Annotated in this window: 23 protein-coding genes; 12 read left to right on the top strand and 11 right to left on the bottom strand. The window is 60.6% G+C overall.

Annotated features, from left to right (window positions below; genetic code table 11):
- Positions 1–97: 97 nt before the first annotated feature.
- Together rhlB and CAF90_RS19495 are read right to left on the bottom strand one after the other, a co-directional pair.
- A complete protein-coding gene (gene rhlB, locus CAF90_RS19490; protein WP_085608148.1) occupies positions 98–1,576 on the bottom strand; it encodes an ATP-dependent RNA helicase RhlB in 1,479 nt (492 codons plus the stop codon).
- A gap of 96 nt (positions 1,577–1,672) precedes the next feature.
- The gene (locus CAF90_RS19495) at positions 1,673–2,329 is read right to left on the bottom strand and encodes an alpha/beta hydrolase (protein ID WP_085608149.1); all 657 of its coding nucleotides are present in this window, start codon (positions 2,327–2,329) and stop codon (positions 1,673–1,675) included.
- A gap of 467 nt (positions 2,330–2,796) precedes the next feature.
- Between CAF90_RS19495 and CAF90_RS19500 the strand changes: the two genes are divergently transcribed.
- The 4 genes from CAF90_RS19500 (at position 2,797) to CAF90_RS19515 (ending at position 6,959) form a co-directional block, all read left to right on the top strand.
- Positions 2,797–3,828 (top strand): amino acid ABC transporter substrate-binding protein, encoded by a 1,032-nt coding sequence (locus CAF90_RS19500; RefSeq protein ID WP_007957332.1) that lies wholly within the window; start codon positions 2,797–2,799, stop codon positions 3,826–3,828.
- A gap of 65 nt (positions 3,829–3,893) precedes the next feature.
- A complete protein-coding gene (locus CAF90_RS19505; protein ID WP_085608150.1) occupies positions 3,894–5,075 on the top strand; it encodes an amino acid ABC transporter permease in 1,182 nt (393 codons plus the stop codon).
- Positions 5,076–5,085: 10 nt separating this feature from the next.
- Entirely contained in the window at positions 5,086–6,183 is a 1,098-nt protein-coding gene (locus CAF90_RS19510; RefSeq protein WP_007957335.1) for an amino acid ABC transporter permease, read from the top strand.
- An 11-nt stretch (positions 6,184–6,194) separates the two neighbouring features.
- Positions 6,195–6,959: an amino acid ABC transporter ATP-binding protein gene (locus CAF90_RS19515; protein WP_007957337.1), complete on the top strand. Its 765-nt coding sequence runs from the start codon at positions 6,195–6,197 to the stop codon at positions 6,957–6,959.
- 52 nt (positions 6,960–7,011) lie between these two features.
- On the opposite strand, the gene CAF90_RS19520 is transcribed toward CAF90_RS19515, so the two are convergent.
- Positions 7,012–7,503, bottom strand: a complete 492-nt coding sequence (locus CAF90_RS19520; RefSeq protein WP_085608151.1) for a type II TA system antitoxin MqsA family protein — start codon at positions 7,501–7,503, stop codon at positions 7,012–7,014.
- Positions 7,500–7,811: a type II toxin-antitoxin system MqsR family toxin gene (locus CAF90_RS19525; protein WP_074691191.1), complete on the bottom strand. Its 312-nt coding sequence runs from the start codon at positions 7,809–7,811 to the stop codon at positions 7,500–7,502. Before CAF90_RS19525 ends, CAF90_RS19520 begins: the two co-directional genes overlap by 4 nt.
- A 166-nt stretch (positions 7,812–7,977) precedes the next feature.
- On the opposite strand from CAF90_RS19525, the gene CAF90_RS19530 reads away from it, so the two are divergent.
- The 5 genes from CAF90_RS19530 (at position 7,978) to CAF90_RS19550 (ending at position 12,509) form a co-directional block, all read left to right on the top strand.
- Positions 7,978–8,637, top strand: coding sequence for a FadR/GntR family transcriptional regulator (locus CAF90_RS19530; protein WP_085608152.1), 660 nt, complete (start codon positions 7,978–7,980; stop codon positions 8,635–8,637).
- Positions 8,627–9,931: a CynX/NimT family MFS transporter gene (locus tag CAF90_RS19535; RefSeq protein WP_085608153.1), complete on the top strand. Its 1,305-nt coding sequence runs from the start codon at positions 8,627–8,629 to the stop codon at positions 9,929–9,931. Before CAF90_RS19530 ends, CAF90_RS19535 begins: the two co-directional genes overlap by 11 nt.
- A 100-nt stretch (positions 9,932–10,031) precedes the next feature.
- Positions 10,032–10,505: a nuclear transport factor 2 family protein gene (locus CAF90_RS19540; protein WP_085608154.1), complete on the top strand. Its 474-nt coding sequence runs from the start codon at positions 10,032–10,034 to the stop codon at positions 10,503–10,505.
- 39 nt (positions 10,506–10,544) lie between these two features.
- Positions 10,545–10,847, top strand: a complete 303-nt coding sequence (locus tag CAF90_RS19545) for a GIY-YIG nuclease family protein (protein ID WP_064593561.1) — start codon at positions 10,545–10,547, stop codon at positions 10,845–10,847.
- A 726-nt stretch (positions 10,848–11,573) separates the two neighbouring features.
- On the top strand, positions 11,574–12,509 hold the full coding sequence (locus CAF90_RS19550) for a glutathione S-transferase family protein (RefSeq protein ID WP_085608155.1): 936 nt from the start codon (positions 11,574–11,576) through the stop codon (positions 12,507–12,509).
- A 31-nt stretch (positions 12,510–12,540) separates the two neighbouring features.
- Here CAF90_RS19550 and CAF90_RS19555 read toward each other — a convergent pair whose 3' ends face one another.
- On the bottom strand, positions 12,541–12,891 hold the full coding sequence (locus CAF90_RS19555; protein ID WP_085608156.1) for a glutaredoxin family protein: 351 nt from the start codon (positions 12,889–12,891) through the stop codon (positions 12,541–12,543).
- Positions 12,891–13,895, bottom strand: coding sequence for a nucleoid-associated protein YejK (gene yejK, locus CAF90_RS19560; RefSeq protein ID WP_007957356.1), 1,005 nt, complete (start codon positions 13,893–13,895; stop codon positions 12,891–12,893). The genes CAF90_RS19555 and yejK overlap by 1 nt, the downstream gene beginning before the upstream one ends.
- Before the next feature lie 396 nt (positions 13,896–14,291).
- Between yejK and CAF90_RS19565 the strand changes: the two genes are divergently transcribed.
- Positions 14,292–14,573 carry an HU family DNA-binding protein gene (locus CAF90_RS19565; protein WP_007957357.1) on the top strand — a complete coding sequence of 94 codons (282 nt, stop codon included), beginning with the start codon at positions 14,292–14,294 and terminating at the stop codon, positions 14,571–14,573.
- A 124-nt stretch (positions 14,574–14,697) separates the two neighbouring features.
- On the opposite strand, the gene rlmF is transcribed toward CAF90_RS19565, so the two are convergent.
- The 5 genes from rlmF to CAF90_RS19590 form a co-directional block, all read right to left on the bottom strand.
- The gene (rlmF, locus tag CAF90_RS19570; RefSeq protein ID WP_085608157.1) at positions 14,698–15,720 is read right to left on the bottom strand and encodes a 23S rRNA (adenine(1618)-N(6))-methyltransferase RlmF; all 1,023 of its coding nucleotides are present in this window, start codon (positions 15,718–15,720) and stop codon (positions 14,698–14,700) included.
- Between the two features lie 133 nt (positions 15,721–15,853).
- On the bottom strand, positions 15,854–18,700 hold the full coding sequence (locus tag CAF90_RS19575) for a valine--tRNA ligase (protein WP_085608158.1): 2,847 nt from the start codon (positions 18,698–18,700) through the stop codon (positions 15,854–15,856).
- Between the two features lie 199 nt (positions 18,701–18,899).
- Positions 18,900–19,292 carry a DNA polymerase III subunit chi gene (locus tag CAF90_RS19580; RefSeq protein WP_085608159.1) on the bottom strand — a complete coding sequence of 131 codons (393 nt, stop codon included), beginning with the start codon at positions 19,290–19,292 and terminating at the stop codon, positions 18,900–18,902.
- Positions 19,293–19,300: 8 nt separating this feature from the next.
- Positions 19,301–19,729, bottom strand: coding sequence for a DNA polymerase III subunit chi (locus tag CAF90_RS19585; RefSeq protein ID WP_085608160.1), 429 nt, complete (start codon positions 19,727–19,729; stop codon positions 19,301–19,303).
- 60 nt (positions 19,730–19,789) lie between these two features.
- On the bottom strand, positions 19,790–21,280 hold the full coding sequence (locus CAF90_RS19590; RefSeq protein ID WP_085608161.1) for a leucyl aminopeptidase: 1,491 nt from the start codon (positions 21,278–21,280) through the stop codon (positions 19,790–19,792).
- 307 nt (positions 21,281–21,587) lie between these two features.
- Here CAF90_RS19590 and lptF point away from each other — a divergent pair, with 307 nt between their 5' ends.
- Both lptF and lptG read left to right on the top strand, forming a co-directional pair.
- Positions 21,588–22,709, top strand: coding sequence for an LPS export ABC transporter permease LptF (gene lptF, locus CAF90_RS19595; RefSeq protein ID WP_064593584.1), 1,122 nt, complete (start codon positions 21,588–21,590; stop codon positions 22,707–22,709).
- Positions 22,702–23,763, top strand: a complete 1,062-nt coding sequence (lptG, locus tag CAF90_RS19600; protein WP_007957365.1) for an LPS export ABC transporter permease LptG — start codon at positions 22,702–22,704, stop codon at positions 23,761–23,763. The genes lptF and lptG overlap by 8 nt, the downstream gene beginning before the upstream one ends.
- Positions 23,764–23,873 lie beyond the last annotated feature (110 nt).

The raw sequence follows: 23,873 nt of genomic DNA on the forward strand, positions 1-23,873 counted from the left end.
TAATTTGTCCATTATGGACTTTTAGTTTTGTTGAACAATATCCGGGCGAAAAAAAAGCGCAGTCCGTTGCCGGCTGCGCTTCTCTTTATGGCGTCGCTTACTGTGGACGCTTGCGCTCAACCGCCCGCAATAGATGGGTTGGCGGCGTTTCACAGCTGATCTTACGACCAAGTTTTTCTTCGATGGACGGCAACTGATAAGAGTCGTCTTCACCGGCAAAGCTGATCGACACGCCGTCGGCGCCAGCACGACCGGTACGGCCGATACGGTGCACGTAGTCGTCCGGGACTTCCGGCAGGGTGAAGTTGATCACGTGGCTGATGCCGTCGATGTGGATACCGCGACCGGCCACGTCGGTGGCGACCAGCACCCGGATCTTGCCTTCGCGGAAGCCTTCGAGCGTCTTGATCCGCTTGTGCTGCGGCACGTCGCCGGACAGCTGCGCGGCGTTGATGCCGTCACGCACCAGGCGTTCTTCGATACGACGCACTTCGTCCTTGCGGTTGGCGAACACGATCACACGCTCCCAACCGTTGTCGTTGACCAGGTTGAAGAGCAGTTTGTATTTGTCGGCACCGGCCACCGCGTAGATGTGCTGCTCGACGTTTTCGTTGGCCACGTTGGTGACCTCGATTTCGACGATCGCAGGATCAGTGGTCCACTGCTTGGCGAGGTTCATCACGTCATCGGTGAAGGTCGCGGAGAACAGCAGGGTCTGGCGTTCGCTTTTCGGCGGGGTCTGGCGAATGATCTGCCGGACCTGCGGGATGAAACCCATGTCGAGCATGCGGTCGGCTTCGTCCAGCACCATCACTTCGACCATGTCCAGATGCACGTCACCGCGCTGGTTGAAGTCGAGCAGGCGGCCCGGGGTCGCGACGAGGATGTCGCAATGGCGCGCTTCGAGGTGCTTGAGCTGCTTGTCGAAGTCCATCCCGCCGACGAACGTCATGACGTTGAGGCCGGTGTACTTGGTCAGGTCGGCGGCGTCCTTGGCGATCTGCACCACCAGCTCGCGGGTCGGCGCGATGATCAGCGCCCGTGGCTCGCCCATGTAGCGCTCTTTCGGCGGCGGGGTCTGCAACAGCTGGGTGATGATCGAGATCAGGAACGCGGCGGTCTTGCCGGTGCCGGTCTGGGCGCGGCCGATGGCGTCTTTGCCGGCGAGGGTGAAACCCAGCACCTGGGCCTGGATCGGCGTGCAATACGGGAAACCCAGGTCCTGAATGGCGTGCATCAGTTCCGGGGCGAGCTTGAAATCGTGGAAACGGGTCTTGCCTTCCTGCGGCTCGACGACGAAGTCTTCGAGTTTCCAGGGAATCACCGGCGCCTTGGGCTTGGGTTCGCGACGTGGTCTGGCCGGTTTCGGTGCTTCGCTGCGGGCCGGCTCGGTGGCGGGCACGGCAGCTGGAGCGGGTTTTGGTTCGCGTTGCGACGTCGTGGCGGGCGTCTGGCGGTCGGCCTGGCTGGCATCGCTGCGATGACCGGGGGCGTGCGACGGCGCAGTGGGGACTGGCGCGAGCTGCTCAGCCTCGCTTTTACCGAACATTTTCTTGAGTGCTTTGAGCACGGTCATCTCATCAATTGGTTAAGGAATGTACGCCGGCCAGTGTAATGCAAGAAACGGGCGCGGCGTAGTGGGATGATCAAAGGGCGACCCTTGTCGGAATTGTCAGCGCAGGCGTTCGCTCAACCATGTGCCGATGTCGCGAATTTCTTCGGGTAACACTTCGTGCTCCATTGGGTATTCCTGCCATGTCACGGTGACACCATGGGCCTTGAGATACTCATAAGCCGTGCGTCCCATCGAGTTCTGCACCACGTTGTCGAACTGGCCGTGCAGCGACAGCACCGGAATCCGCTGCTGGCTGGCGGACAACTCCAGTTCATCGCTGAAGGTCGGCGCGTATGTCGATAATGCCAGCACCCCGCCCAACGGTCCCTGCCATTTCAGAAACGCGGTGTGATAGACCACGGCGCCGCCCTGGGAAAAACCGGCGAGGAAAATTCGCGAGGCGTCTATTCCGCTGCTTCGCTGTTCTTCGATCAATTCGATGATGCGGTCGGCGGACGCTTCCAGCTCGTCGCGGTCGATCGCCCGGGCCGGGCTCATGGCTTTGATGTCGTACCAGCTCGGCATGGCATATCCGCCATTTATCGTCACCGGACGGGTCGGCGCCTGGGGCAGGACGAAACGCGTGCTCAGCAGGATTTCCTGAAGCGCTTCGGCCACCGGCAGAAAGTCGTAGCGGTCGGCGCCGAGGCCGTGCAGCCAGATCACGCAAGCGTCTGCGGGCTTAACAGGCTGAAGAATCAAGGGCTCGGTCATGGCTGCTCCAATTGTGTGCGGGCGCTCTCATTGAGTGCGTGATTTGCGTGCGCGCCCGGTTGATCCGTTAAGAAGATGTCGCAAGGCTGCAAGTTTTGCTATTGACCTGTCACTCAATCGCTTCAGCTGCCGGTGTGGTACGGGCTTTGCTATGAGGTAGTCGTGCAATCGATCTCGCGCCTGGCGGTAACACTATCAGTGAACGCCTGGCGACGGGATAGCAAAGAATCCGGTGATGGATGTTCGCCAATGGCCGCAACGGGCTTAGCGAACGTGAAAGGGCTACCGCCCGTTCGGCCGACTGGTGAGAAGTGAGTTGTCCATGATGTGGATTTTCTCCTACTAGACTCATAGCGAAGGTCCTGCGTCGGTTGACCCCAAAAAAAGCCAACACGGGTCAACAACGCCTCAAAAGGGTGCGACTGGACTCAAGCTCCGACACAACAAGAGCAAAACTGGAGGTTTGAATGAAGATGTTGAAATCCACTCTGGCGATCGTGACTGCTGCTGCAGTACTGGGTGTCAGCGGGTTCGCTCAGGCGGGTGCAACCCTGGATGCAGTGAAGAAGAAAGGATTCGTGCAGTGCGGCGTCAGCGATGGCTTGCCAGGCTTCTCGGTTCCGGATTCCACCGGCAAGATCGTGGGTATCGATGCTGACGTCTGCCGCGCCGTGGCCGCTGCCGTGTTCGGCGACGCGACCAAGGTCAAGTTCAGTCAGTTGAACGCCAAGGAGCGTTTCACCGCTCTGCAGTCCGGCGAGATCGACATTCTGTCGCGCAACACCACCATGACCAGCTCCCGTGACGCGGGCATGGGCCTGAAATTCCCGGGCTTCATTACCTACTACGACGGCATCGGCTTCCTGGTAAACAACAAGCTGGGCGTGAAGAGTGCCAAAGAGCTGGACGGTGCAACCATCTGCATCCAGGCCGGTACCACCACCGAGCTGAACGTTTCCGACTACTTCCGCGGCAACGGTCTGAAATACACCCCGATCACTTTCGACACCTCCGATGAAAGCGCCAAGTCGCTGGAGTCCGGTCGTTGCGACGTGCTGACCTCCGACAAATCCCAGCTGTTCGCCCAGCGCAGCAAGCTGGCTTCGCCGAAGGATTATGTAGTTCTGCCGGAAACCATTTCCAAGGAGCCTCTGGGCCCGGTCGTGCGTAACGGCGACGACGAGTGGCTGGCCATCGTGCGTTGGGTTGGCTACGCGCTGCTGAACACCGAAGAAGCCGGCATCTCTTCGAAGAACGTCGAAGCTGAAGCCAAAGCGACCAAGAACCCGGATGTCGCTCGTATGCTCGGTGCAGACGGCGAATACGGCAAAGACCTGAAACTGCCGAAGGACTGGGTCGTACAGATCGTCAAGCAAGTCGGCAACTACGGCGAAATCTTCGAGAAAAACCTCGGCAAGAGCACTCCGCTGGAAATCGACCGCGGCCTGAACGCGCTGTGGAACAACGGCGGCATTCAATACGCACCACCAGTGCGCTGATGGTTCTGTCACCCGGCAGGCCAACTGCCGGGTGACGTTCTGTTCCATTATTTCCGGGGCACTTCATGCAAAATTCAATCGGCGCACCAAAGCAGAGGCTCAGCCTCAGCGATCCACGAGTGCGTGCGTGGGTATTTCAGATCATCACCATCGTGGCGGTGGTCTCCCTGGGCTGGTATCTGTTCGATAACACCCAGACCAACCTGCAACACCGGGGTATCACTTCGGGGTTCGACTTTCTCGAGCGCAGTGCCGGGTTCGGCATCGCTCAACACCTGATCTCCTACACCGAAGCGGACAGTTATGCCCGGGTGTTTGTCATCGGCCTGCTCAACACGCTGCTGGTGACCTTCATCGGTGTGATCCTGGCCACGATCCTCGGCTTCATCGTCGGCGTGGCGCGCCTGTCGAAGAACTGGATCATCGCCAAACTGGCAACGGTGTACGTGGAGGTTTTCCGTAACATCCCGCCACTGCTGCAGATCCTGTTCTGGTACTTCGCGGTGTTCCTGACCATGCCGGGGCCGCGCAACAGCCACAACTTCGGCGATACCTTCTTCGTCAGCAGCCGTGGCCTGAACATGCCGGCCGCGCAAATGGCCGACGGTTTCTGGGCGTTTGTGGTCAGCATCGTGGTGGCCATCGTCGCCATCGTGCTGATGAGCCGTTGGGCCAACAAGCGATTTGAAGCCACTGGCGAGCCGTTCCACAAGTTCTGGGCCGGTCTGGCCTTGTTCCTGGTGATCCCGGCGGTGTGCGCGCTGATCTTCGGTGCCCCCGTGCACTGGGAAATGCCGAAGCTGCAAGGCTTCAACTTCGTCGGTGGCTGGGTGCTGATTCCGGAACTGCTGGCCTTGACCCTGGCGCTGACGGTGTACACCGCGGCGTTCATCGCCGAGATCGTGCGTTCGGGCATCAAGTCGGTCAGCCACGGCCAGACCGAGGCGGCGCATTCGCTCGGCCTGCGCAACGGCCCGACCCTGCGCAAGGTGATCATTCCGCAAGCGCTGCGGGTCATCATCCCGCCGCTGACCAGCCAATACCTGAACCTGGCGAAGAACTCTTCGCTGGCGGCCGGTATCGGTTATCCGGAAATGGTTTCGCTGTTCGCCGGCACCGTGCTGAACCAGACCGGTCAGGCGATCGAAGTCATTGCCATCACCATGAGCGTGTACCTGGCGATCAGCATCAGCATTTCCCTGCTGATGAACTGGTACAACAAGCGCATCGCGCTGATCGAGCGGTAAGGAATAGCGCATGAGTACTCATACTTTCAAACCCGACATGCCACCGCCGGCCAAGGTCTTCGGCCCGATGGCGTGGATCCGCGCGAACATGTTCTCCAGCTGGCTCAACACCCTGCTGACCCTGTTCGCGTTCTATCTGATCTACCTGGTGATTCCGCCGATCCTCAGCTGGGCGATCATCGATGCCAACTGGGTCGGCACCACCCGCGCCGACTGCACCAAGGACGGCGCCTGCTGGGTCTTCATCCAGCAGCGTTTCGGTCAGTTCATGTACGGCTACTACCCGCCGGAACTGCGCTGGCGCGTGGACCTGACCGTGTGGCTGGCGGTCATCGGCGTGGCGCCCTTGTTCATCAAGCGCGTGGCGCACAAGGCGGTGTACGGCCTGAGCTTCCTGGTGGTCTACCCGATCGTTGCCTGGTGCCTGCTGCATGGCGGCGTCTTCGGCCTCGACACCGTGGCGACCAGCCAGTGGGGCGGTCTCATGCTGACCCTGGTGATCGCGACTGTCGGCATCGCCGGTGCGTTGCCGCTGGGGATTGTCCTGGCGCTGGGCCGACGCTCGAACATGCCGGCGATCCGAGTGGTCTGCGTGACCTTCATCGAGTTCTGGCGCGGCGTGCCGTTGATCACGGTGCTGTTCATGTCCTCGGTGATGCTGCCGCTGTTCCTGCCTGAAGGCATGAACTTCGACAAGCTGCTGCGGGCGCTGATCGGCGTGATCCTGTTCCAGTCGGCGTACGTCGCCGAGGTGGTGCGCGGCGGTCTGCAAGCGATCCCCAAGGGCCAGTACGAAGCCGCGGCCGCGATGGGTCTCGGTTACTGGCGCGCCATGGGCCTGGTGATTCTGCCGCAAGCCCTGAAGCTGGTGATTCCCGGCATCGTCAACACCTTCATCGCGCTGTTCAAGGACACCAGCCTGGTGATCATCATCGGCCTCTTTGACCTGCTCAACAGCGTCAAGCAAGCCGCTGCCGATCCGAAATGGCTGGGCATGGCCACCGAAGGCTACGTGTTCGCCGCCCTGGTGTTCTGGATTTTCTGTTTTGGTATGTCGCGCTATTCCATGCACCTGGAACGCAAGCTCGACACTGGCCACAAGCGTTAGGAGTTTTTTCGATGAGCGAAGCAATCAAAAAGCCAGTGGGCCCTGAAGGCATCATTCAGATGCAGGGCGTGAACAAGTGGTACGGCCAGTTCCACGTGCTGAAAGACATCAACCTCAACGTGCGTCAGGGCGAGCGTATCGTGCTGTGCGGCCCGTCGGGTTCCGGCAAGTCCACCACCATCCGCTGCCTCAACCGTCTGGAAGAGCACCAGCAGGGCCGCATCGTGGTCGATGGCGTGGAGCTGACCAACGACCTCAAGCAGATCGAAGCGATCCGCCGTGAAGTCGGCATGGTGTTCCAGCACTTCAACCTGTTCCCGCACCTGACCATCCTGCAGAACTGCACCCTGGCGCCGATGTGGGTACGCAAGATGCCCAAGCGCAAGGCCGAGGAAATCGCCATGCATTACCTGGAACGCGTACGCATTCCGGAGCAGGCGCACAAGTACCCGGGGCAATTGTCCGGCGGTCAGCAGCAGCGTGTGGCGATCGCCCGCGCGTTGTGCATGAAACCGAAAATCATGCTGTTCGACGAACCGACCTCGGCACTCGACCCGGAGATGGTGAAAGAGGTGCTCGACACCATGATCGGCCTGGCCGAAGACGGCATGACCATGCTCTGCGTGACCCACGAAATGGGCTTCGCCCGCACCGTGGCCAACCGCGTGATCTTCATGGACAAGGGCGAAATCGTTGAGCAGGCGGCGCCGAACGACTTCTTCGACAATCCACAGAATGATCGGACCAAGTTGTTCCTGAGTCAGATCCTGCATTGATATCTGATGCATAAAACAAACCCGGCCTTGTGCCGGGTTTGTTTTTTGGGAGTCAGGAAACGGTGAGGGTTTCGTGCTCTTTGTGCTCGGTATACTTGAAGGCGCTCCTCAGATCCGCCCCTTCACCCAAGGCTTTCGCATCGGCGAGCAAGTGCGGATAGCGATCGAGCAGGCGCATCAGCAGCATCAACGCCTTCGGCGGAAGCACCTCGCCGCGCTCATAGCGGGAAAATGCGTTGTGTCCGCCACCAGACAGCAGTTGCACCGTTTCTTTTTGCGTCAGGTGCAATTTGCGCCGGATGCGCTTCATCTCGTTACCGATCATTTGTCGGGCAGCAATCACCAGATCATCACCGGCTTGCGTGTAGCGTTCTGCACTATCGGTATCGGCGTCCCACTCGACCTCACCGCATTTGCGACATTCCCAGCCAGCAAGGTCATCGATACGACGTTCCATGCCTTTGACACTGATGGTTTCGCCGCGGCCCTCGAAATGTGTCATTCCCTCACGTGCACCGCAGCTGAAACATTGCCGGGTCTTCATTGGTTTTTCTCCTTGAAGGAGATTACCGGTGGGCCACCTTCGGGGCGGTATGTCACCTTGATGTAAATCTCCAGATCGTGTGAGTGCGTGTGATAAACGTCCTGCCAGACTCGATGATCGTCATAGGTGGTCATCGACTTGTACAACATCCTGTTCTGCAGTTCGAAAACGATTTCTTGCATCTCTATGATGCTGAAGCCGAGATCCAGTCCGGTTTTTTCTGCGCTCTTGGTGAATGCCTGTCTTCCCCGTCGCCTGACCTCAGCCTTGATCACCACCAAGTCGTAATGGGGTGTGTTCTTTTCCATAAGAAACCAAAACCCTGTCCCTGAAATTACCCTTAAAGGGTAATTTTGACTAATCGAAAATCCCGCTCCATTTGCCCCTCTCTGACCCTAGGTGGTTGCCGTCCTACACGGAGCTGACTAACATGTCAGAAAATTCATCCCATGATTGGATGAAAGGGCGAATCCTATGTCAGACATTTCTCCACTCATTAAGCGATCCCTGGTCGATCAGGCCCTGGATCAGTTGCGCCAGCGCATCACCGACGGCACGTGGCAGGTCGGTCAGCGTTTGCCGACCGAGCCCGAGCTGTGTGCCGAGCTCGGCATCAGCCGCAACACCGTGCGCGAGGCGATGCGGGTGCTGGCGTTTTCCGGGTTGATCGAAATTCGTCAGGGTGACGGCAGTTACCTGCGGGCGGTGGTCGATCCGATGGACACGCTCAAGGCGCTGTCCAAATGCTCGCTGGATCAGGCCCGGGAAACCCGGCACATCCTTGAAGTCGAGGCCATCGGCCTGGCGGCCTTGCGCCGGACCGATGAAGACCTCGTCGCACTGCGTGAGGCGCTGGGTGTCGCCGGCCGCCACTACCACGGCGACCTCGACAGTTACATCCGCTGCGATCTGGTGTTTCACCGCCGTCTGGTGGACGCCGCGCACAACCCGACCCTCAGCGAGCTGTATCGCTATTTTTCCAGCATCGTCGGTGCGCAATTGCGCCAGACCCTGAACATCGTTCCCCGTCGACAGGAAGTCTTCGATTTGCACGTCGCCTTGCTTGAGGCTGTCGAGCAGCGCGATCCGGAGGGGGCCAAAGCCCTGTCGAGGCAGTTGATCAATGAACCTTGAAACCGAGAAAACCATGTCCCGCCCAGAAGTCTCCACAGCACCCGTTCGCAAGGCCGAGCTCGAAGAGTTGTTGATCGATGCCGAAGCCGATGACGAGCAGGTGCAGCAAAGCCATCCGCTGGTGCGGCGCCCGTGGCTGTTGCTGCTGGGGCTGATTCTGGTGGCGTTGAACCTGCGCCCGGCGCTGTCGAGCATGGCGCCGTTGCTCAGTGAAGTGTCGAAAAGCCTCGGTTTGTCCGCCGCTCAAGCGGGTTTGCTGACGACGTTGCCGGTGCTCTGCCTCGGTCTGTTCGCCCCGCTGGCCCCGGTGCTCGCACGACGTTTCGGTGCCGAGCGGGTGGTCTTGGGGATTCTTCTGACACTGGCCGGCGGCATCATCCTGCGCAGCAATTTCGGTGAAATCGGTCTGTTCGCCGGCAGCGTGCTGGGCGGCGCGAGCATCGGCATCATCGGCGTGTTGCTGCCGGGCATCGTCAAGCGTGACTTCGCCAAGCATGCCGGCACCATGACCGGCGTCTACACCATGGCCCTGTGCCTGGGCGCGGCGATGGCGGCGGGTTCCAGTGTGCCGCTGAGCGAACACTTCGATCACAGCTGGGCCATGGGCCTGGGTTTCTGGGTGATTCCGGCGCTGGTGGCGGCAGTGTTCTGGCTGCCGCAAATCGGCCAGAAGCACGGCGCGCACAATGTCGCGTATCGAGTGCGCGGTCTGCTGCGTGATCCGCTGGCCTGGCAGGTGACCTTGTACATGGGCCTGCAATCGTCGCTGGCCTACATCGTGTTCGGCTGGTTGCCGTCGATCCTTATAGGTCGCGGGCTGACGCCGACCCAGGCCGGCCTGGTGCTGTCCGGTTCGGTGATCATCCAGCTCGCCAGCTCCCTGGCGGCACCGTGGCTGGCCACGCGCGGCAAGGATCAGCGGCTGGCGATCGTGGTGGTGATGGCGCTGACCCTCGGCGGCCTGTTCGGTTGCCTCTACGCGCCGATCGAAGGCCTGTGGGGCTGGGCGATCCTGCTGGGCCTGGGGCAGGGTGGTACGTTCAGCCTGGCGCTGACCCTGATCGTGCTTCGCTCGCGGGATTCCCATGTCGCGGCGAACCTGTCGAGCATGTCCCAGGGCTTCGGCTACACCCTCGCGTCCATGGGGCCGTTCGCGGTCGGCGTCGTGCATGACTGGACCGGTGGCTGGAACGCCGTGGGCTGGATCTTCGGCATTATCGGTGCCGGGGCAATCCTCGCCGGCCTCGGTGCCGGACGTGCGCTGTACGTGCAGGTGGCAAGCGAAAAGGTCTGATACGCACACACTGTCGGTATTCGGAATGCGAATGCCGATAGTGTTTCGGGCGTTTGCGGATTATCGTGCTGGCAATCTGTACCTTTCCTGGAGATTGCCCATGAGTGAAGAAGCCCACAGCGCCCTGATCACCCGTTTCTACCAGGCTTTCCAGCGCCTCGACGCCGAGGCCATGGCCGCCTGCTACACCGACGACGTGGTGTTCAGCGATCCGGCCTTCGGCGAGCTGCGCGGCCGCGATGCCGGCGACATGTGGCGCATGCTCACCACCCGGGCCAAGGACTTCTCCCTGACTTTCGACAACGTCCGCGCCGACGAGCGCAGCGGCGGCGCCCACTGGGTGGCGACCTACCTGTTCAGCCAGACCGGCAACATCGTGATCAACGACATCCAGGCACGTTTCGTCTTCCGTGACGGCAAGATCTGCGAACACCACGACCACTTCGACTTGTGGCGCTGGTCGCGGCAGGCGCTGGGCTTCAAGGGCCTGCTCCTTGGCTGGACGCCGCTGGTGCGCAACGCCGTCCGCGCCCAGGCGCTGAAAGGGCTGAAGGCATTTCAGGCGAGTCGCTGATAAGATCGCGGCCTGTTTTCCTTACGCCTGAATTGTCCCGTGACCAGCCTCAGCGAAAATCCTCTCGATGCCGACGTTCCAGTGAGCAAGTCCTGGTTCGTCTACCTCGTACGCGCCGCCAACGGTTCGCTGTACTGCGGGATCAGCGATGATCCCGTGCGCCGCTTCGCCAAGCATCAGAGTGGCAAAGGGGCGCGATTCTTTCTCTCAAGCCCGGCGATGGCGCTGGTCTACACCGAGCGTTGTCGCGACAAGGGTGATGCGTTGCGTCAGGAGCGGTTGATCAAGAAGCTCAGGAAGAGTGCGAAGGAATGTCTGGTGGCGTCTTATCGCCCGGACTGAATAAGCCCTCAAACCTTATAGATATCCCTTCCGTGGAGGAGGCACGTTGCATAAACGACAGGCAAGAAAAAACCGCCCTTGTAGGCGGTTTTTTCTGTAAACCTCGGTTTGCGGCCGGGGTTTATTGCATCTCACTGGATACACTGGCGCAGGCCAAGAGTATTCGTCTTTACGTCCCCAGGCAAGCCTTGAAACACCCATTCCAGAGAATGCGATTTTGAGCTCATTTGTTTAAATGACGGTATAGCAATCCGATTACTATTCGTCCGCTCGCATGCCAATGCAGCTTTGAGGTCTGGCTGATCGACGTAACGGTTTCATGCCCTCTGACATGGGGTTGCTCCCGTGCCGGAATGATTTTTCAGGGGGATCACAACCGGCCGCCTCATTGGATACATTGGCGTGTATTCCGAAGGCGTACGTGGTCCGGTAAGCACGCTGGAGGTTTGGCCCCCCACCGGAGGTCAAAACGTATGAAGCTTTTGCTGCGTACTCTGAGCCTCGTATGGAGGTCGTTCAAAGCGTTTCGCTTTTACGAGTTCCTGCGAGATCACTTCGATGACCTGATGTAGGGTCATTGATGTGGGAAGCCGTCTCAGCCTTGGCTGAGGCGGTTTTTTAGTGCCTTATCAACCTGACTGATCAGTTCCCATCAGCCGGATCCGTAGGCTGCGAACGAATTGCGCGCTAAGCTGCTGGCTCACTTTCTGTGCGGCGGAGCCGAGCATGTCCGAGTTGATTCTGCATCATTACCCGACCTCTCCATTCGCCGAAAAGGCCCGGCTGCTGTTGGGTTTCAAGGGTTTGTCCTGGCGTTCGGTGCACATCTCGCCGGTGATGCCGAAACCGGATCTGACCGCCCTGACCGGTGGCTACCGCAAGACCCCGGTGTTGCAGATCGGCGCCGATATCTATTGCGACACCGCGCTGATCGCCCGCCGCCTCGAGCAGGAAAAGGCCCAGCCTTCATTCTTCCCGGAAGGTCAGGAAATGATCGCCGCCAGTTTCGCCGCCTGGGCCGATTCGGTGGTGTTCCAGCACGCGGTGAGCCTGGTGTTCCAGCCGGAATCGGTGGCAGTGCGTTTCGGCAAGTTGCCGCCGGAAGCGATCAAGGCGTTCCTCGCAGATCGGGCCGGACTGTTCAGCGGTGGCAGCGCGACCAGGCTGTCAGCCGAGCAGGCCAAGCACAATTGGCCGACCCTCATGGCGCGTCTGGAGCAACAGTTGCAGCGTGAAGACGGTGACTTCCTGTTCGGTGAACCGTCGATTGCCGACTTCGCCATGGCTCATCCGCTGTGGTTCCTCAAGGCCACTCACGTGACGGCGCCTTTGGTGGATGCTTATCCGGCGGTGTCGGCGTGGCTGGGGCGTGTGCTCGGTTTTGGCCATGGCGCGGCCAGCGAGATGAGTTCGGAGGAAGCACTGGAGATCGCGCGCAGCTCGACGCCTGCGGCGTTGCCGGACGAGGAATTCACTGATCCGAACGGGTTCGTGGCAGGTCAGCAGGTGCTGATCGCCGCGACAGACTACGGCGTTGATCCGGTGGCCGGTGAGCTGGTGTTTGCCGGTCGAGAGGAGATGATCCTGCGTCGTGAAGACGAACGTGGCGGGTTGGTGCATGTGCACTTCCCGCGTTTCGGTTTCCGAATCGAGAAACGCTGAAACAACTGAGGGAGCCGAATGGCTCCCTCGTTCATTTCAGTGCAGCGAGAATCTCGTCCGGATCAAACCCGCGAATCAACGTGCCATTGACGTCGATCAGCGGAATCCCGCGTCCGCCCAGCGCTTCATACGCCTTGCGTGCCTCGGTGTCCTTCTCGATATCGAATTCCTTGAACGGAATGCCTTTCTGATCGAGAAAGCGCTTGGTCTGCTTGCAGTAGCCGCACCAGTCCGTGGCGTACAGCACGACCCTGGCGTTGGCGCGGACCTGCTCGGACGCCATCTGCGACGGGTTGAACACCCGCTCGATCTTGCCCCAGTTCTGATAGACCACGACCACCAGCAGAACCAGCAGAACCTTTTTCAGCACATTGCCGAGCATCAGTTGCGACGCTTCAACTGATCGGTGAGCGAGGTCGGCAGGCCTTTGATGACCAGCGTCCCGGCTTCTTCGTCGTATTCGATCTTCGAGCCCAGCAGGTGCGCTTCGAAGCTGATCGACAGGCCTTCGGCGCGACCGGTGAAGCGGCGGAACTGGTTGAGCGTGCGCTTATCCGCCGGGATCTCCGGCGACAAGCCGTAATCCTTGTTGCGGATGTGATCGTAGAAGGCCTTCGGGCGTTCTTCGTCGATCAGCTCAGACAGTTCTTCCAGGCCCATTGGCTCGCCGAGCTTGGCCTGGCTGCTGGCGTAGTCGACCAGGGTCTTGGTCTTTTCGCGGGCGGAATCTTCCGGCAGGTCTTCGCTCTCGACGAAGTCACTGAAAGCCTTGAGCAGGGTGCGGGTTTCGCCCGGGCCGTCGACCCCTTCCTGGCAGCCGATGAAGTCGCGGAAGTACTCCGAGACCTTCTTGCCGTTCTTGCCCTTGATGAACGAGATGTACTGCTTGGACTGCTTGTTGTTCTGCCACTCGGAAACGTTGATCCGCGCCGCCAGGTGCAGTTGACCGAGGTCGAGGTGGCGCGACGGGGTCACGTCCAGTTGATCGGTCACCGCCACGCCTTCGCTGTGGTGCAGCAGGGCGATGGCCAGGTAATCGGTCATGCCTTGCTGATAGTGGGCGAACAATACGTGGCCGCCGACCGACAGGTTCGATTCTTCCATCAGTTTCTGCAGGTGCTCGACCGCGACCTTGCTGAACGCGGTGAAATCCTTGCCGCCTTCCATGTATTCCTTCAGCCAGCCGCTGAACGGGAACGCGCCGGACTCCGGATGGAACAACCCCCAGGCTTTGCCCTGTTTGGCGTTATAGCTCTCGTTCAGATCGGCGAGCATGTTCTCGATGGCTGCGGACTCAGCCAGTTCGGAGTCACGGGCGTGCAGGACTGCGGGTGTGCCGTCGGGTTTTTTGTCGATCAAATGGACGATGCAATGACGGATCGGCATAGGCTTCTCGGCTGGTGGAAGGGGGGAGGGCGGGCTCCCCCGAAAAAGCGCTAAGTGTACCGCAACCACTGGATTTGGCGCGGGGTGAAGGGCAAATCCGCGTCACCCGACGGCCCTTATGCATTTATTTACCGATTTAGCGCAATAAACCTGACCATTTGGCTAGCTAGAGGCGGATATTTCCTTGTCTCTGTGCTAGTTTTGCCCGGTCTTGTGCGAAGTCACCGCGACAAGCATGCATTCAGCTTTTGTCAGGTCGAACCAAACCTTGATTTCGGCATCTATAACCCCGACTCGTCGTGGTTATCGCCGAGGGTGCCAGATCCAGAAGATCGGGCTCGATGGCTGACACTGCACTCTGCAATCCATATGAATTTGATAGGGAAGGAACACTACATGGCTCTTACTAAAGACCAACTGATCGCCGACATCGCTGAAGCTATCGACGCGCCGAAAACCACCGCGCGTGCCGCTCTGGACCAACTGGGCCAAATCGTTGCCGATCAGCTGGAAAACGGTGCCGAAATCACTTTGCCAGGTATCGGCAAGCTGAAAGTGACCGAGCGTCCTGCCCGCACTGGCCGTAACCCATCGACTGGCGCTGCCATCGAAATCCCTGCCAAGAAAGTGATCAAGCTGGTTGTGGCCAAAGGCCTGACCGACGCTGTGAACAAGTAAGACGCAGCGATAAAAAAAAACCGTGCACCGGAGCGATCCGGGCACGGTTTTTTTGCGCCTGCTGTTTGTGTTTCAGCAGTAGCGGCGGCTGCTTGCGATCAAGCGCCGCCCCGGTTGAAACGTATTACTTGCGAACCCAGCGTTCGCGCCGCCAGATCTGCTGCTCGGACTTGGTCTGGAAGGTCCAGGCGACGAAGCGGCTCTGCTTCTGCCCCTGGGACATTTCCACCACCTGGCTTTCCAGCGCGCCGACCTTTTTCAGCGCGGTTTCGATGGCAGGCAGGTTCGAAGCTTTCGAGACCAGGGTGCTGAACCACAACACCTTGTGCGCAAAGTTCGCACTTTCGGCGATCAGTTGCGTCACGAAACGCGCTTCGCCGCCTTCACACCACAGTTCGGCCGATTGCCCGCCGAAATTCAGCACCGGAAGTTTGCGTTTCGGATCGGCCTTGCCGAGGGCTCGCCACTTACGCTCGCTGCCCTTGGTGGCTTCTTCCATCGACGCGTGGAACGGCGGGTTGCACATGGTCAGGTCAAAGCGCTCGCCAGGCTCCAGCAGGCCGATCAGGATGTGCTTGCGGTTCTCCTGCTGGCGCAGCTGGATGACCTTGTTCAGGTCGTTGGACTTGACGATGGCCCTGGCGGCGGCCACGGCGGTCGGATCGATCTCCGAGCCGAGGAAGTGCCAGCGATATTCGCTGTTGCCGATCAGCGGATACACGCAGTTGGCGCCCATGCCGATATCCAGCACATTGACGATGGCGCCGCGCGGAACCACACCGTCGTTGTTGCTGGCCAGCAGGTCAGCCAGGAAGTGGATGTAGTCGGCACGGCCCGGCACCGGCGGGCACAGATAATCGGCCGGGATGTCCCAATGCTGGATGCCGTAGAACGACTTGAGCAGTGCCCGGTTGAACACACGCACCGCATCGGGACTGGCGAAGTCGATGCTTTCCTTGCCGTACGGGTTGGTGATCACGAACTTCGCCAGTTCCGGCGTGGTCTTGATCAGCGCCGGGAAGTCGTAACGACCCTGATGGCGATTGCGCGGGTGCAGGCTGGCTTCTTTACGCGGTTCCACGGGCTTGGCCGGGGTGGCGGAGTCAGGCTTCTTGCGCGCAGGTTTCGGTGTACGTGGGGCGTTCATGGGCGTGGTCGATTCGGGTAGGGCTGAAAGTGGCGGCCATTGTCCCACAGGGAGCCGAGTTGTTGGCCGGAAAAGTGCCGGGCACAAAAAAGGGAGGCCGTTGCGGGCCTCCCTTTTTCAATGCGATTTGCCGTTACAGGCTGGCAATCCGCGCGTGCTGCTCGGCCAGCTTGGCCAGAGCCTGTTCGGCTTCGGCCAGTTTGGCGCGTTCCTTCTCGATGACTTCGGCCGGGGCCTTGTCAACGAAACCGGCGTTGGACAGCTTGCCGCCAACGCGCTGGACTTCGCCCTGCAGACGCAGGATTTCCTTGTCCAGACGCGCCAGCTCGGCGTTCTTGTCGATCAGACCGGCCATCGGCACCAGCACTTCCATCTCGCCAACCAGCGCAGTAGCGGACAACGGCGCTTCTTCGCCGGCGGTCAGTACGGTGATCGATTCCAGACGCGCCAGCTTCTTCAGCAGCGCTTCGTTCTCGGTCAGGCGGCGCTGGTCTTCAGCGGTGACGTTCTTCAGGTAGATCGGCAGCGGTTTGCCCGGGCCGATGTTCATTTCGCCACGGATGTTGCGTGTGCCGAGCATCAGGCCCTTGAGCCATTCGATATCGTCTTCGGCCGCCGGATCGATGCGCTCTTCGTTGGCCACCGGCCACGCTTGCAGCATGATCGTCTTGCCCTGAATGCCGGCCAGCGGCGCGATGCGCTGCCAGATTTCTTCAGTGATGAATGGCATGAACGGATGCGCCAGACGCAGCGCCACTTCCAGTACGCGAACCAGCGTACGGCGAGTGCCGCGCTGGCGCTCGACCGGCGCGTTTTCGTCCCACAGCACAGGCTTGGACAGTTCCAGGTACCAGTCGCAGTACTGGTTCCAGATGAACTCGTACAGCGCTTGCGCCGCCAGGTCGAAACGGAACTGATCCAGTTGACGGGTCACTTCGGCTTCGGTGCGTTGCAGTTGCGAGATGATCCAGCGATCCGCCAGCGACAGCTCGTAGGCTTCGCCGTTCTGGCCGCAGTCTTCGCCCTTGTCCAGAACATAACGCGCGGCGTTCCAGATCTTGTTGCAGAAGTTGCGATAGCCTTCGACGCGGCCCATGTCGAACTTGATGTCGCGACCGGTAGACGCCAGCGAGCAGAAAGTGAAGCGCAGGGCGTCGGTGCCGTAGCTGGCGATGCCGTCGGCGAACTCGTCGCGGGTCTGCTTCTCGATCTTCTTCGCCAGTTTCGGCTGCATCAGACCGGAAGTGCGTTTCTGCACCAGGGTTTCGAGCTCGATACCGTCGATGATGTCCAGCGGGTCCAGGACATTGCCCTTGGACTTGGACATCTTCTGGCCCTGGCCATCACGCACCAGACCGTGCACATAAACGGTCTTGAACGGAACCTGCGGCGTGCCGTCCTCGTTCTTGATCAAATGCATCGTCAGCATGATCATCCGGGCAACCCAGAAGAAAATGATGTCGAAGCCCGTCACCAGCACGTCGGTGGAGTGGAATTTCTTCAGGAATTCGGTCTTTTCCGGCCAGCCCAGGGTGGAGAAGGTCCACAGACCCGAACTGAACCAGGTGTCGAGAACGTCGTTGTCCTGTTGCAGCGCAAAGTCCGGGCCGAGGTTGTGCTTGGCGCGCACTTCCGCTTCGTCGCGGCCGACGTAGACTTTGCCCGACTCGTCGTACCAGGCCGGAATCCGGTGGCCCCACCACAGCTGACGGCTGATGCACCAGTCCTGGATGTCGCGCATCCACGAGAAGTACATGTTTTCGTACTGCTTCGGCACGAACTGGATGCGGCCGTCTTCAACGGCAGCAATCGCAGGCTCGGCCAGCGGCTTGGTGGACACGTACCACTGGTCGGTCAGCCACGGCTCGATGACGGTGCCGGAGCGGTCGCCTTTCGGCACTTTCAGGTTGTGGTCGTCGACGCTGACCAGCAGGCCGGCGGCGTCGAACGCGGCAACGATCTGCTTGCGCGCTTCGAAACGCTCGAGACCGGCGTACTCGGCCGGAATCTTGCCGTCGATGCTGTCGTTCAGCGTGCCGTCGAGGTTGAACACCTGCGCTGCCGGCAGCACGTTGGCGTTCTTGTCGAAGATGTTCAGCAGCGGCAGGTTGTGGCGCTTGCCGACTTCGTAGTCGTTGAAATCGTGAGCCGGGGTGATTTTCACGCAGCCGGTGCCGAATTCAGGATCGCAGTAATCGTCGGCGATGATCGGGATGCGGCGGCCAACCAGCGGCAGCTCGACAAATTTGCCGATCAGGGCTTTGTAGCGCTCGTCGTTCGGATTTACCGCGACGGCGGAGTCGCCGAGCATGGTTTCCGGACGGGTGGTCGCGACGATCAGGAAATCGTTGCCTTCAGCGGTTTTCGCGCCGTCGGCCAGCGGGTATTTCAGGTTCCACAGGAAACCTTTCTCGTCGTGGTTTTCCACTTCGAGGTCGGAAATCGCCGTGTGCAGCTTGGTGTCCCAGTTGACCAGACGCTTGCCGCGATAGATCAGGCCGTCTTCGTGCAGGCGCACGAAGGCTTCTTTAACGGCTTCCGAGAGGCCGTCGTCCATGGTGAAGCGCTCGCGGCTCCAGTCCACGGACGAGCCGAGGCGGCGGATCTGACGGCTGATATTGCCACCGGACTGATCCTTCCACTCCCAGACTTTCTCGAGGAATTTTTCGCGGCCCAGATCGTGGCGGTTCTGGCCCTGGGCTTCGAGTTGACGCTCCACCAGCATCTGCGTGGCGATACCGGCGTGGTCGGTGCCCGGCTGCCACAGGGTGTTGCGACCCTGCATGCGGCGGAAACGGATCAGGGCGTCCATGATCGCGTTGTTGAAACCGTGACCCATGTGCAGGCTGCCGGTGACGTTCGGCGGCGGGATCATGATGGTGTAGGAGTCGCCCGCGCCTTGCGGGGCGAAGTAGTTCTCGGACTCCCAGGTGTTGTACCAGGAAGTTTCAATGGCGTGCGGCTGGTAGGTCTTATCCATGCGCGGCGGGACCCTATTGGCATTTATTCAGGAAAAGCCGGGAAGTATAGCGGGGCATGGGGCGCAGGGCGAGCGGGGCGGGCCGGGTGGAGACTTAAATGTGGGAGCTGGCCTGCCAGCGATGCAGGCGCCGCGGTTTTTCAGGAAAGGCGCGGTGATGCTATCGCTGGCAGGCCAGCTCCCACAGGAGATCGGGGGGTTATTCGTACTGGCCGAGAAGCCGTTCCATCCGCGCCTCGAGGCGGCGTTTGATTTCGGTTTCGATGTGCGGGGCGAAATCGTCGATCACGTCCTGCATGATCAATTGCGCGGCGGCGCGCAATTCGCTGTCCAGGTGCAGGAGGGCGTCGGGGCCTTTGTTCACAGGCGCAGCGGCAGGCTGCGGGGCAGGCGTCGTCGCGGGTGCAGCTTCGACGGCTTGCGGTGTGTTGTCGACCGAATCGAACAACATCGGAATCTGTTCCTGTTCGCCATCATCGACCGTGTCGGTCAACAGCGGCGGTTGCAGGTTGTCATCGCCGAGCAGCTGGCGGATCGACTCGAGGTCATCCAGCAGGTGCGCAGGTTTTTGCAGCGGTTTTGGAGTGTCCATCGGCGTACTCAGAGTCGCTGTAAACGGTGGTCTTGCAGAGGATAGCCCTGTTCGCGGTAGAAACGGAAACTCTCCCGCGCCGCAGTGCGGATCGCCGGATCTTCCACCACAACCTCCGCCACCCGGGCGAATTGGTTGGCGAAAGCCGGGACTTTCAGGTCGAGGTTGACCAGCAAGTCTGTGTGCTGGCCACAGTCCTCGCCCAATCCCAACACGATCAAACCTTCCGGTTCGCTTTCAGCCGGACCGTGAGGCACGAAGGTTTCGCCCTTGAACGCCCACAGCCGCGCATCGAGATCATCACGCTGGGCAGCATCACTGCAATGCAGGTAGATGCGGTGGCCCATGCGCCAGGCTTTATCGGTGAGCTTGCAGGCAAAATCCAGGCGAGCCGAAGGATCGGCGCTGGGCAGAATATAAAAGTCGACTTTGGTCATTGCGGTTCCTGAGCTGCGAGAGGCGCCCCTCAAGAGAGGCGCCGCTCGCAATCATCGGTTTCAGGCTTTGGCGCGGTCCAGCAGGTACTGGGTCAGCAGCGGAACCGGACGGCCGGTGGCGCCCTTGTCCTTGCCGCCGCTGGTCCAGGCGGTGCCTGCGATGTCCAGGTGCGCCCAGTTCAGGTTCTTGGTGAAGCGCGACAGGAAGCACGCGGCAGTGATGGTGCCGGCCTTCGGACCGCCGATGTTGGCGATGTCGGCGAACGGGCTGTCCAGTTGCTCCTGGTATTCATCGAACAGTGGCAGTTGCCAGGCGCGGTCGTCGGCAGCCTTGCCGGCGCTCAGCAGTTGCTCGATCAGTTCGTCGTTGTTGCCCAGCAGGCCCGAAGTGTGGGCGCCCAGAGCAACGACGCAGGCACCGGTCAGGGTGGCGATGTCGATCACCGCTTGCGGCTTGAAGCGCTCGGAGTAGGTCAGGGCATCGCACAGCACCAGACGGCCTTCGGCGTCGGTGTTGAGGATTTCCACGGTCTGGCCGCTCATGGTGGTAACGATGTCGCCCGGACGCGAAGCGTTGCCGCTCGGCATGTTCTCGGCGCAAGCCAGGATGCACACCAGGTTGATCGGCAGTTTCAGTTCCAGCACGGCGCGCAAGGTGCCGAACACGCTGGCGGCGCCACCCATGTCGTACTTCATCTCGTCCATGCCGGCGCCCGGCTTCAGGCTGATGCCGCCGGTGTCGAAAGTGATGCCTTTACCAACCAGTGCGTACGGCTTTTCGGATTTCTTGCCGCCGTTGTATTGCATGACAATCAGGCGCGGCGGTTGGGCGCTGCCCTGGCCGACGGCGTAGAACGAACCCATGCCCAGCGACTTGATCTTCTTCTCGTCGAGGACTTCGACTTTCAGATCCTTGAACTCTTTGCCGAGGTTCTTGGCTTGCTCGCCGAGGAAAGTCGGGTGGCAGATGTTCGGCGGCAGGTTGCCCAGGTTACGGGTGAACGCCATGCCGTTGGCGATCGCGGTGGCGTGGTTCACGGCGCGTTGCACTTCGGCCTGAGCGGCCTTGATGGTCAGCAGGGTGATTTTCTTCAACGCGCGCGGTTCGGCTTTCTGGCTCTTGAACTGGTCGAAGGTGTATTCGCCGTCGACCAGGGTTTCGGCCAGCAGACGGGTCTTGCCGTAGCTGTCGCGGTTCTTGACGATGATTTCATCGAGCGCCAGCACGGCGTCGCTGCCGCCCAGGCCTTTGAGGGTGTTGAGGATGCCGGCGACGATCTTGCGGAAAGGACGGTCGCCCAGTTCTTCATCCTTGCCCACGCCAACCAGCAGCACGCGTTCGGCTTTCAGGTTCGGCAGGCTGTGCAGCAACAGGCTCTGGCCGACCTTGCCGGCCAGATCGCCACGCTTGAGCACGGCGCTGATGGCGCCACCGCTCAGTTCGTCGACCTGCTTGGCGGCAACACCGAGTTTGCGGCCTTCGCCGACGGCAACCACCAGGGTGGCGGTTTTCAACGTTTCTGGGCTAACGCTTTTTACAACCAGTTCCATGTCCGGATCCCTGAATGAATGGTCAACACGCAGGCGTTCGACGTGTCCGCCGTCGCCTGCTTATAGAGAGAAGAGGCGCAGGCCAGTGCCTGCGACAGAGGCGGCAGTTTGAACCTCGCTCACCGCGCCTGACAACCCTCGGTTGTACGATCTTCAACGGATTGCACGCTTGCGTGAGTGTGCGCAGTGACAGGCGCCCTCAATCACAGGATAATGCCGCATCTTTTTTCGACGGCTCTGCCTTGCGGGCCCGTCGATACGTTTGCTTGTTTGGCCGCCTTAGCCTGACAACCCTGGAGTGTCTGGTTTGATCGTCTTCCGTTATCTGTCCCGCGAAGTCCTGTTGACCCTGAGTGCGGTAAGCGCCGTGCTGCTGGTCATCATCATGAGCGGTCGCTTCATCAAATACCTTGCCCAGGCCGCCGCGGGCCAGCTCGATCCGGGATCCCTTTTCCTGATCATGGGCTTCCGTCTGCCGGGCTTCCTGCAACTGATCCTGCCGCTGGGCCTGTTTCTCGGGATCCTGCTGGCGTACGGCCGGTTGTACCTGGAAAGCGAGATGACCGTGCTCTCGGCCACCGGCATGAGCCAGCAGCGTCTGTTTCGCATGACTCTGTTTCCGGCCACCCTGGTGGCACTGGTGGTGGCGTGGCTGAGCCTGAGCCTGGCCCCGCAAGGCGCCAACCAGTTCCAGCTGCTGCTGAACAAGCAGGACGCCCTGACCGAATTCGACACCCTCGAGCCCGGCCGCTTCCAGGCCCTGCGCGACGGTACGCGGGTGACCTACACCGAAACCCTGAGCGACGATCGGGTCAACCTTGGCAGCGTGTTCATCTCGCAGAAGAACCTCGGCGCCAACCAGAAAGATCGCGGGATTTCCGTGCTGGTGGCGGAAAAGGGTCGCCAGGAAGTGCGTCCTGACGGCAATCGCTACCTGATTCTCGACAACGGCTACCGCTACGACGGCAGCCCGGGTCAGGCCAACTATCGCGCCATCCACTACGAAACCTACGGCGTGCTGCTGCCCAAGCCGGATGTCAGCGAAGAAGTCACCGACCGTGACGCCATGCCGACCTCGTCCTTGCTGGGCAGCGACGACATCCGCTCGAAAACCGAACTGCAATGGCGTCTGTCGCTGCCGTTGCTGGTGTTCATCGTGACCCTGATGGCGGTGCCGCTGTCGCGGGTCAACCCGCGTCAGGGGCGTTTCCTCAAGCTGCTGCCGGCGATTCTTCTTTATATGGCTTATCTGACCATCCTGATTGCCGCCCGCGGCGCCCTCGAGAAAGGCAAGATTCCACCGGCGCTCGGCTTGTGGTGGGTGCACGCAATTTTCCTGGTCATCGGTCTCGGCCTGCTGTACTGGGAGCCTCTGCGCCTGAAACTGGCCAGCCGTCGCAGCGCTGCGCTGGAGGTGGCCCGTGGTTAAACTCGACCGCTACATCGGCAGCAGCGTTTTCATGGCGATCATCGCGGTGCTGGCGATCATTCTCGGCCTGGCCACTTTGTTTGCCTTCATCGACGAGATGGGTGACGTCAGTGACACCTACACCCTGGTCGATGTCCTGAGTTTCGTGCTCCTGACCGCGCCACGCCGCATGTACGACATGCTGCCGATGGCGGCGCTGATCGGCTGCCTGATCGGCCTCGGCAGTCTGGCGAGCAGCAGTGAGCTGACCGTCATGCGCGCTGCCGGTGTGTCCATCGGGCGCATCGTCTGGGCGGTGATGAAGCCAATGCTGGTGCTGATGCTGGCCGGCGTGCTGATCGGCGAGTACGTGGCACCGGCCACCGAAAGCATGGCCCAGGCCAATCGTTCGCTGGCGCAAGGCAGCGGTGACGCGCAGAGCGCCAAGCACGGCATGTGGCACCGTCAGGGCGAGGAGTTCATTCACATCAACTCCGTGCAGCCCAATGGTCGTCTGTACGGCGTGACCCGCTATCACTTTGACAAAGAGCGTCATCTGCTGAGCTCGAGCTTCGCCAAACGCGCCGAGTTCGACACCGATCACTGGCAGCTGACCGACGTGACCACCACCAAATTCCACGAGCGCAGCACCGAAGTGGTCAATACGCCGGTCGAGCGCTGGGATGTCTCCCTGAGCCCGCAATTGCTGAGCACCGTGGTGATGGCGCCGGAATCGCTGTCGATCACCGGTCTGTGGGGTTACATCCACTATCTGGCCGACCAGGGCCTGAGCAACGGCCGTTACTGGCTGGCATTTTGGGTCAAGGTGTTGCAGCCGCTGGTGACCGCCGCGCTGGTGCTGATGGCGATCTCCTTTATCTTCGGTCCGCTGCGTTCGGTGACCCTCGGTCAGCGGGTGTTCACCGGTGTGCTGGTGGGCTTCACCTTCCGCATCGTTCAGGATCTGCTGGGTCCATCCAGTCTGGTATTCGGCTTCTCGCCGCTGTTCGCGGTGCTGGTGCCGGCTGGCGTGTGTGCGCTGGCGGGTGTCTGGCTGTTGCGTCGAGCCGGTTGATGAACAAGGTTTCACCCACGCTTTAGCCTTGAAAACGCCTCGGTCACCAGACCGGGGCGTTTTTGCATGCAATCCGGGTGACAGGCGAACGTGACGCTTGCGCCGTGTAT

This window comes from Pseudomonas sp. B37(2017) (genome assembly GCF_002112885.1).
Taxonomy (GTDB): Bacteria; Pseudomonadota; Gammaproteobacteria; order Pseudomonadales; family Pseudomonadaceae; genus Aquipseudomonas; species Aquipseudomonas paraglycinae.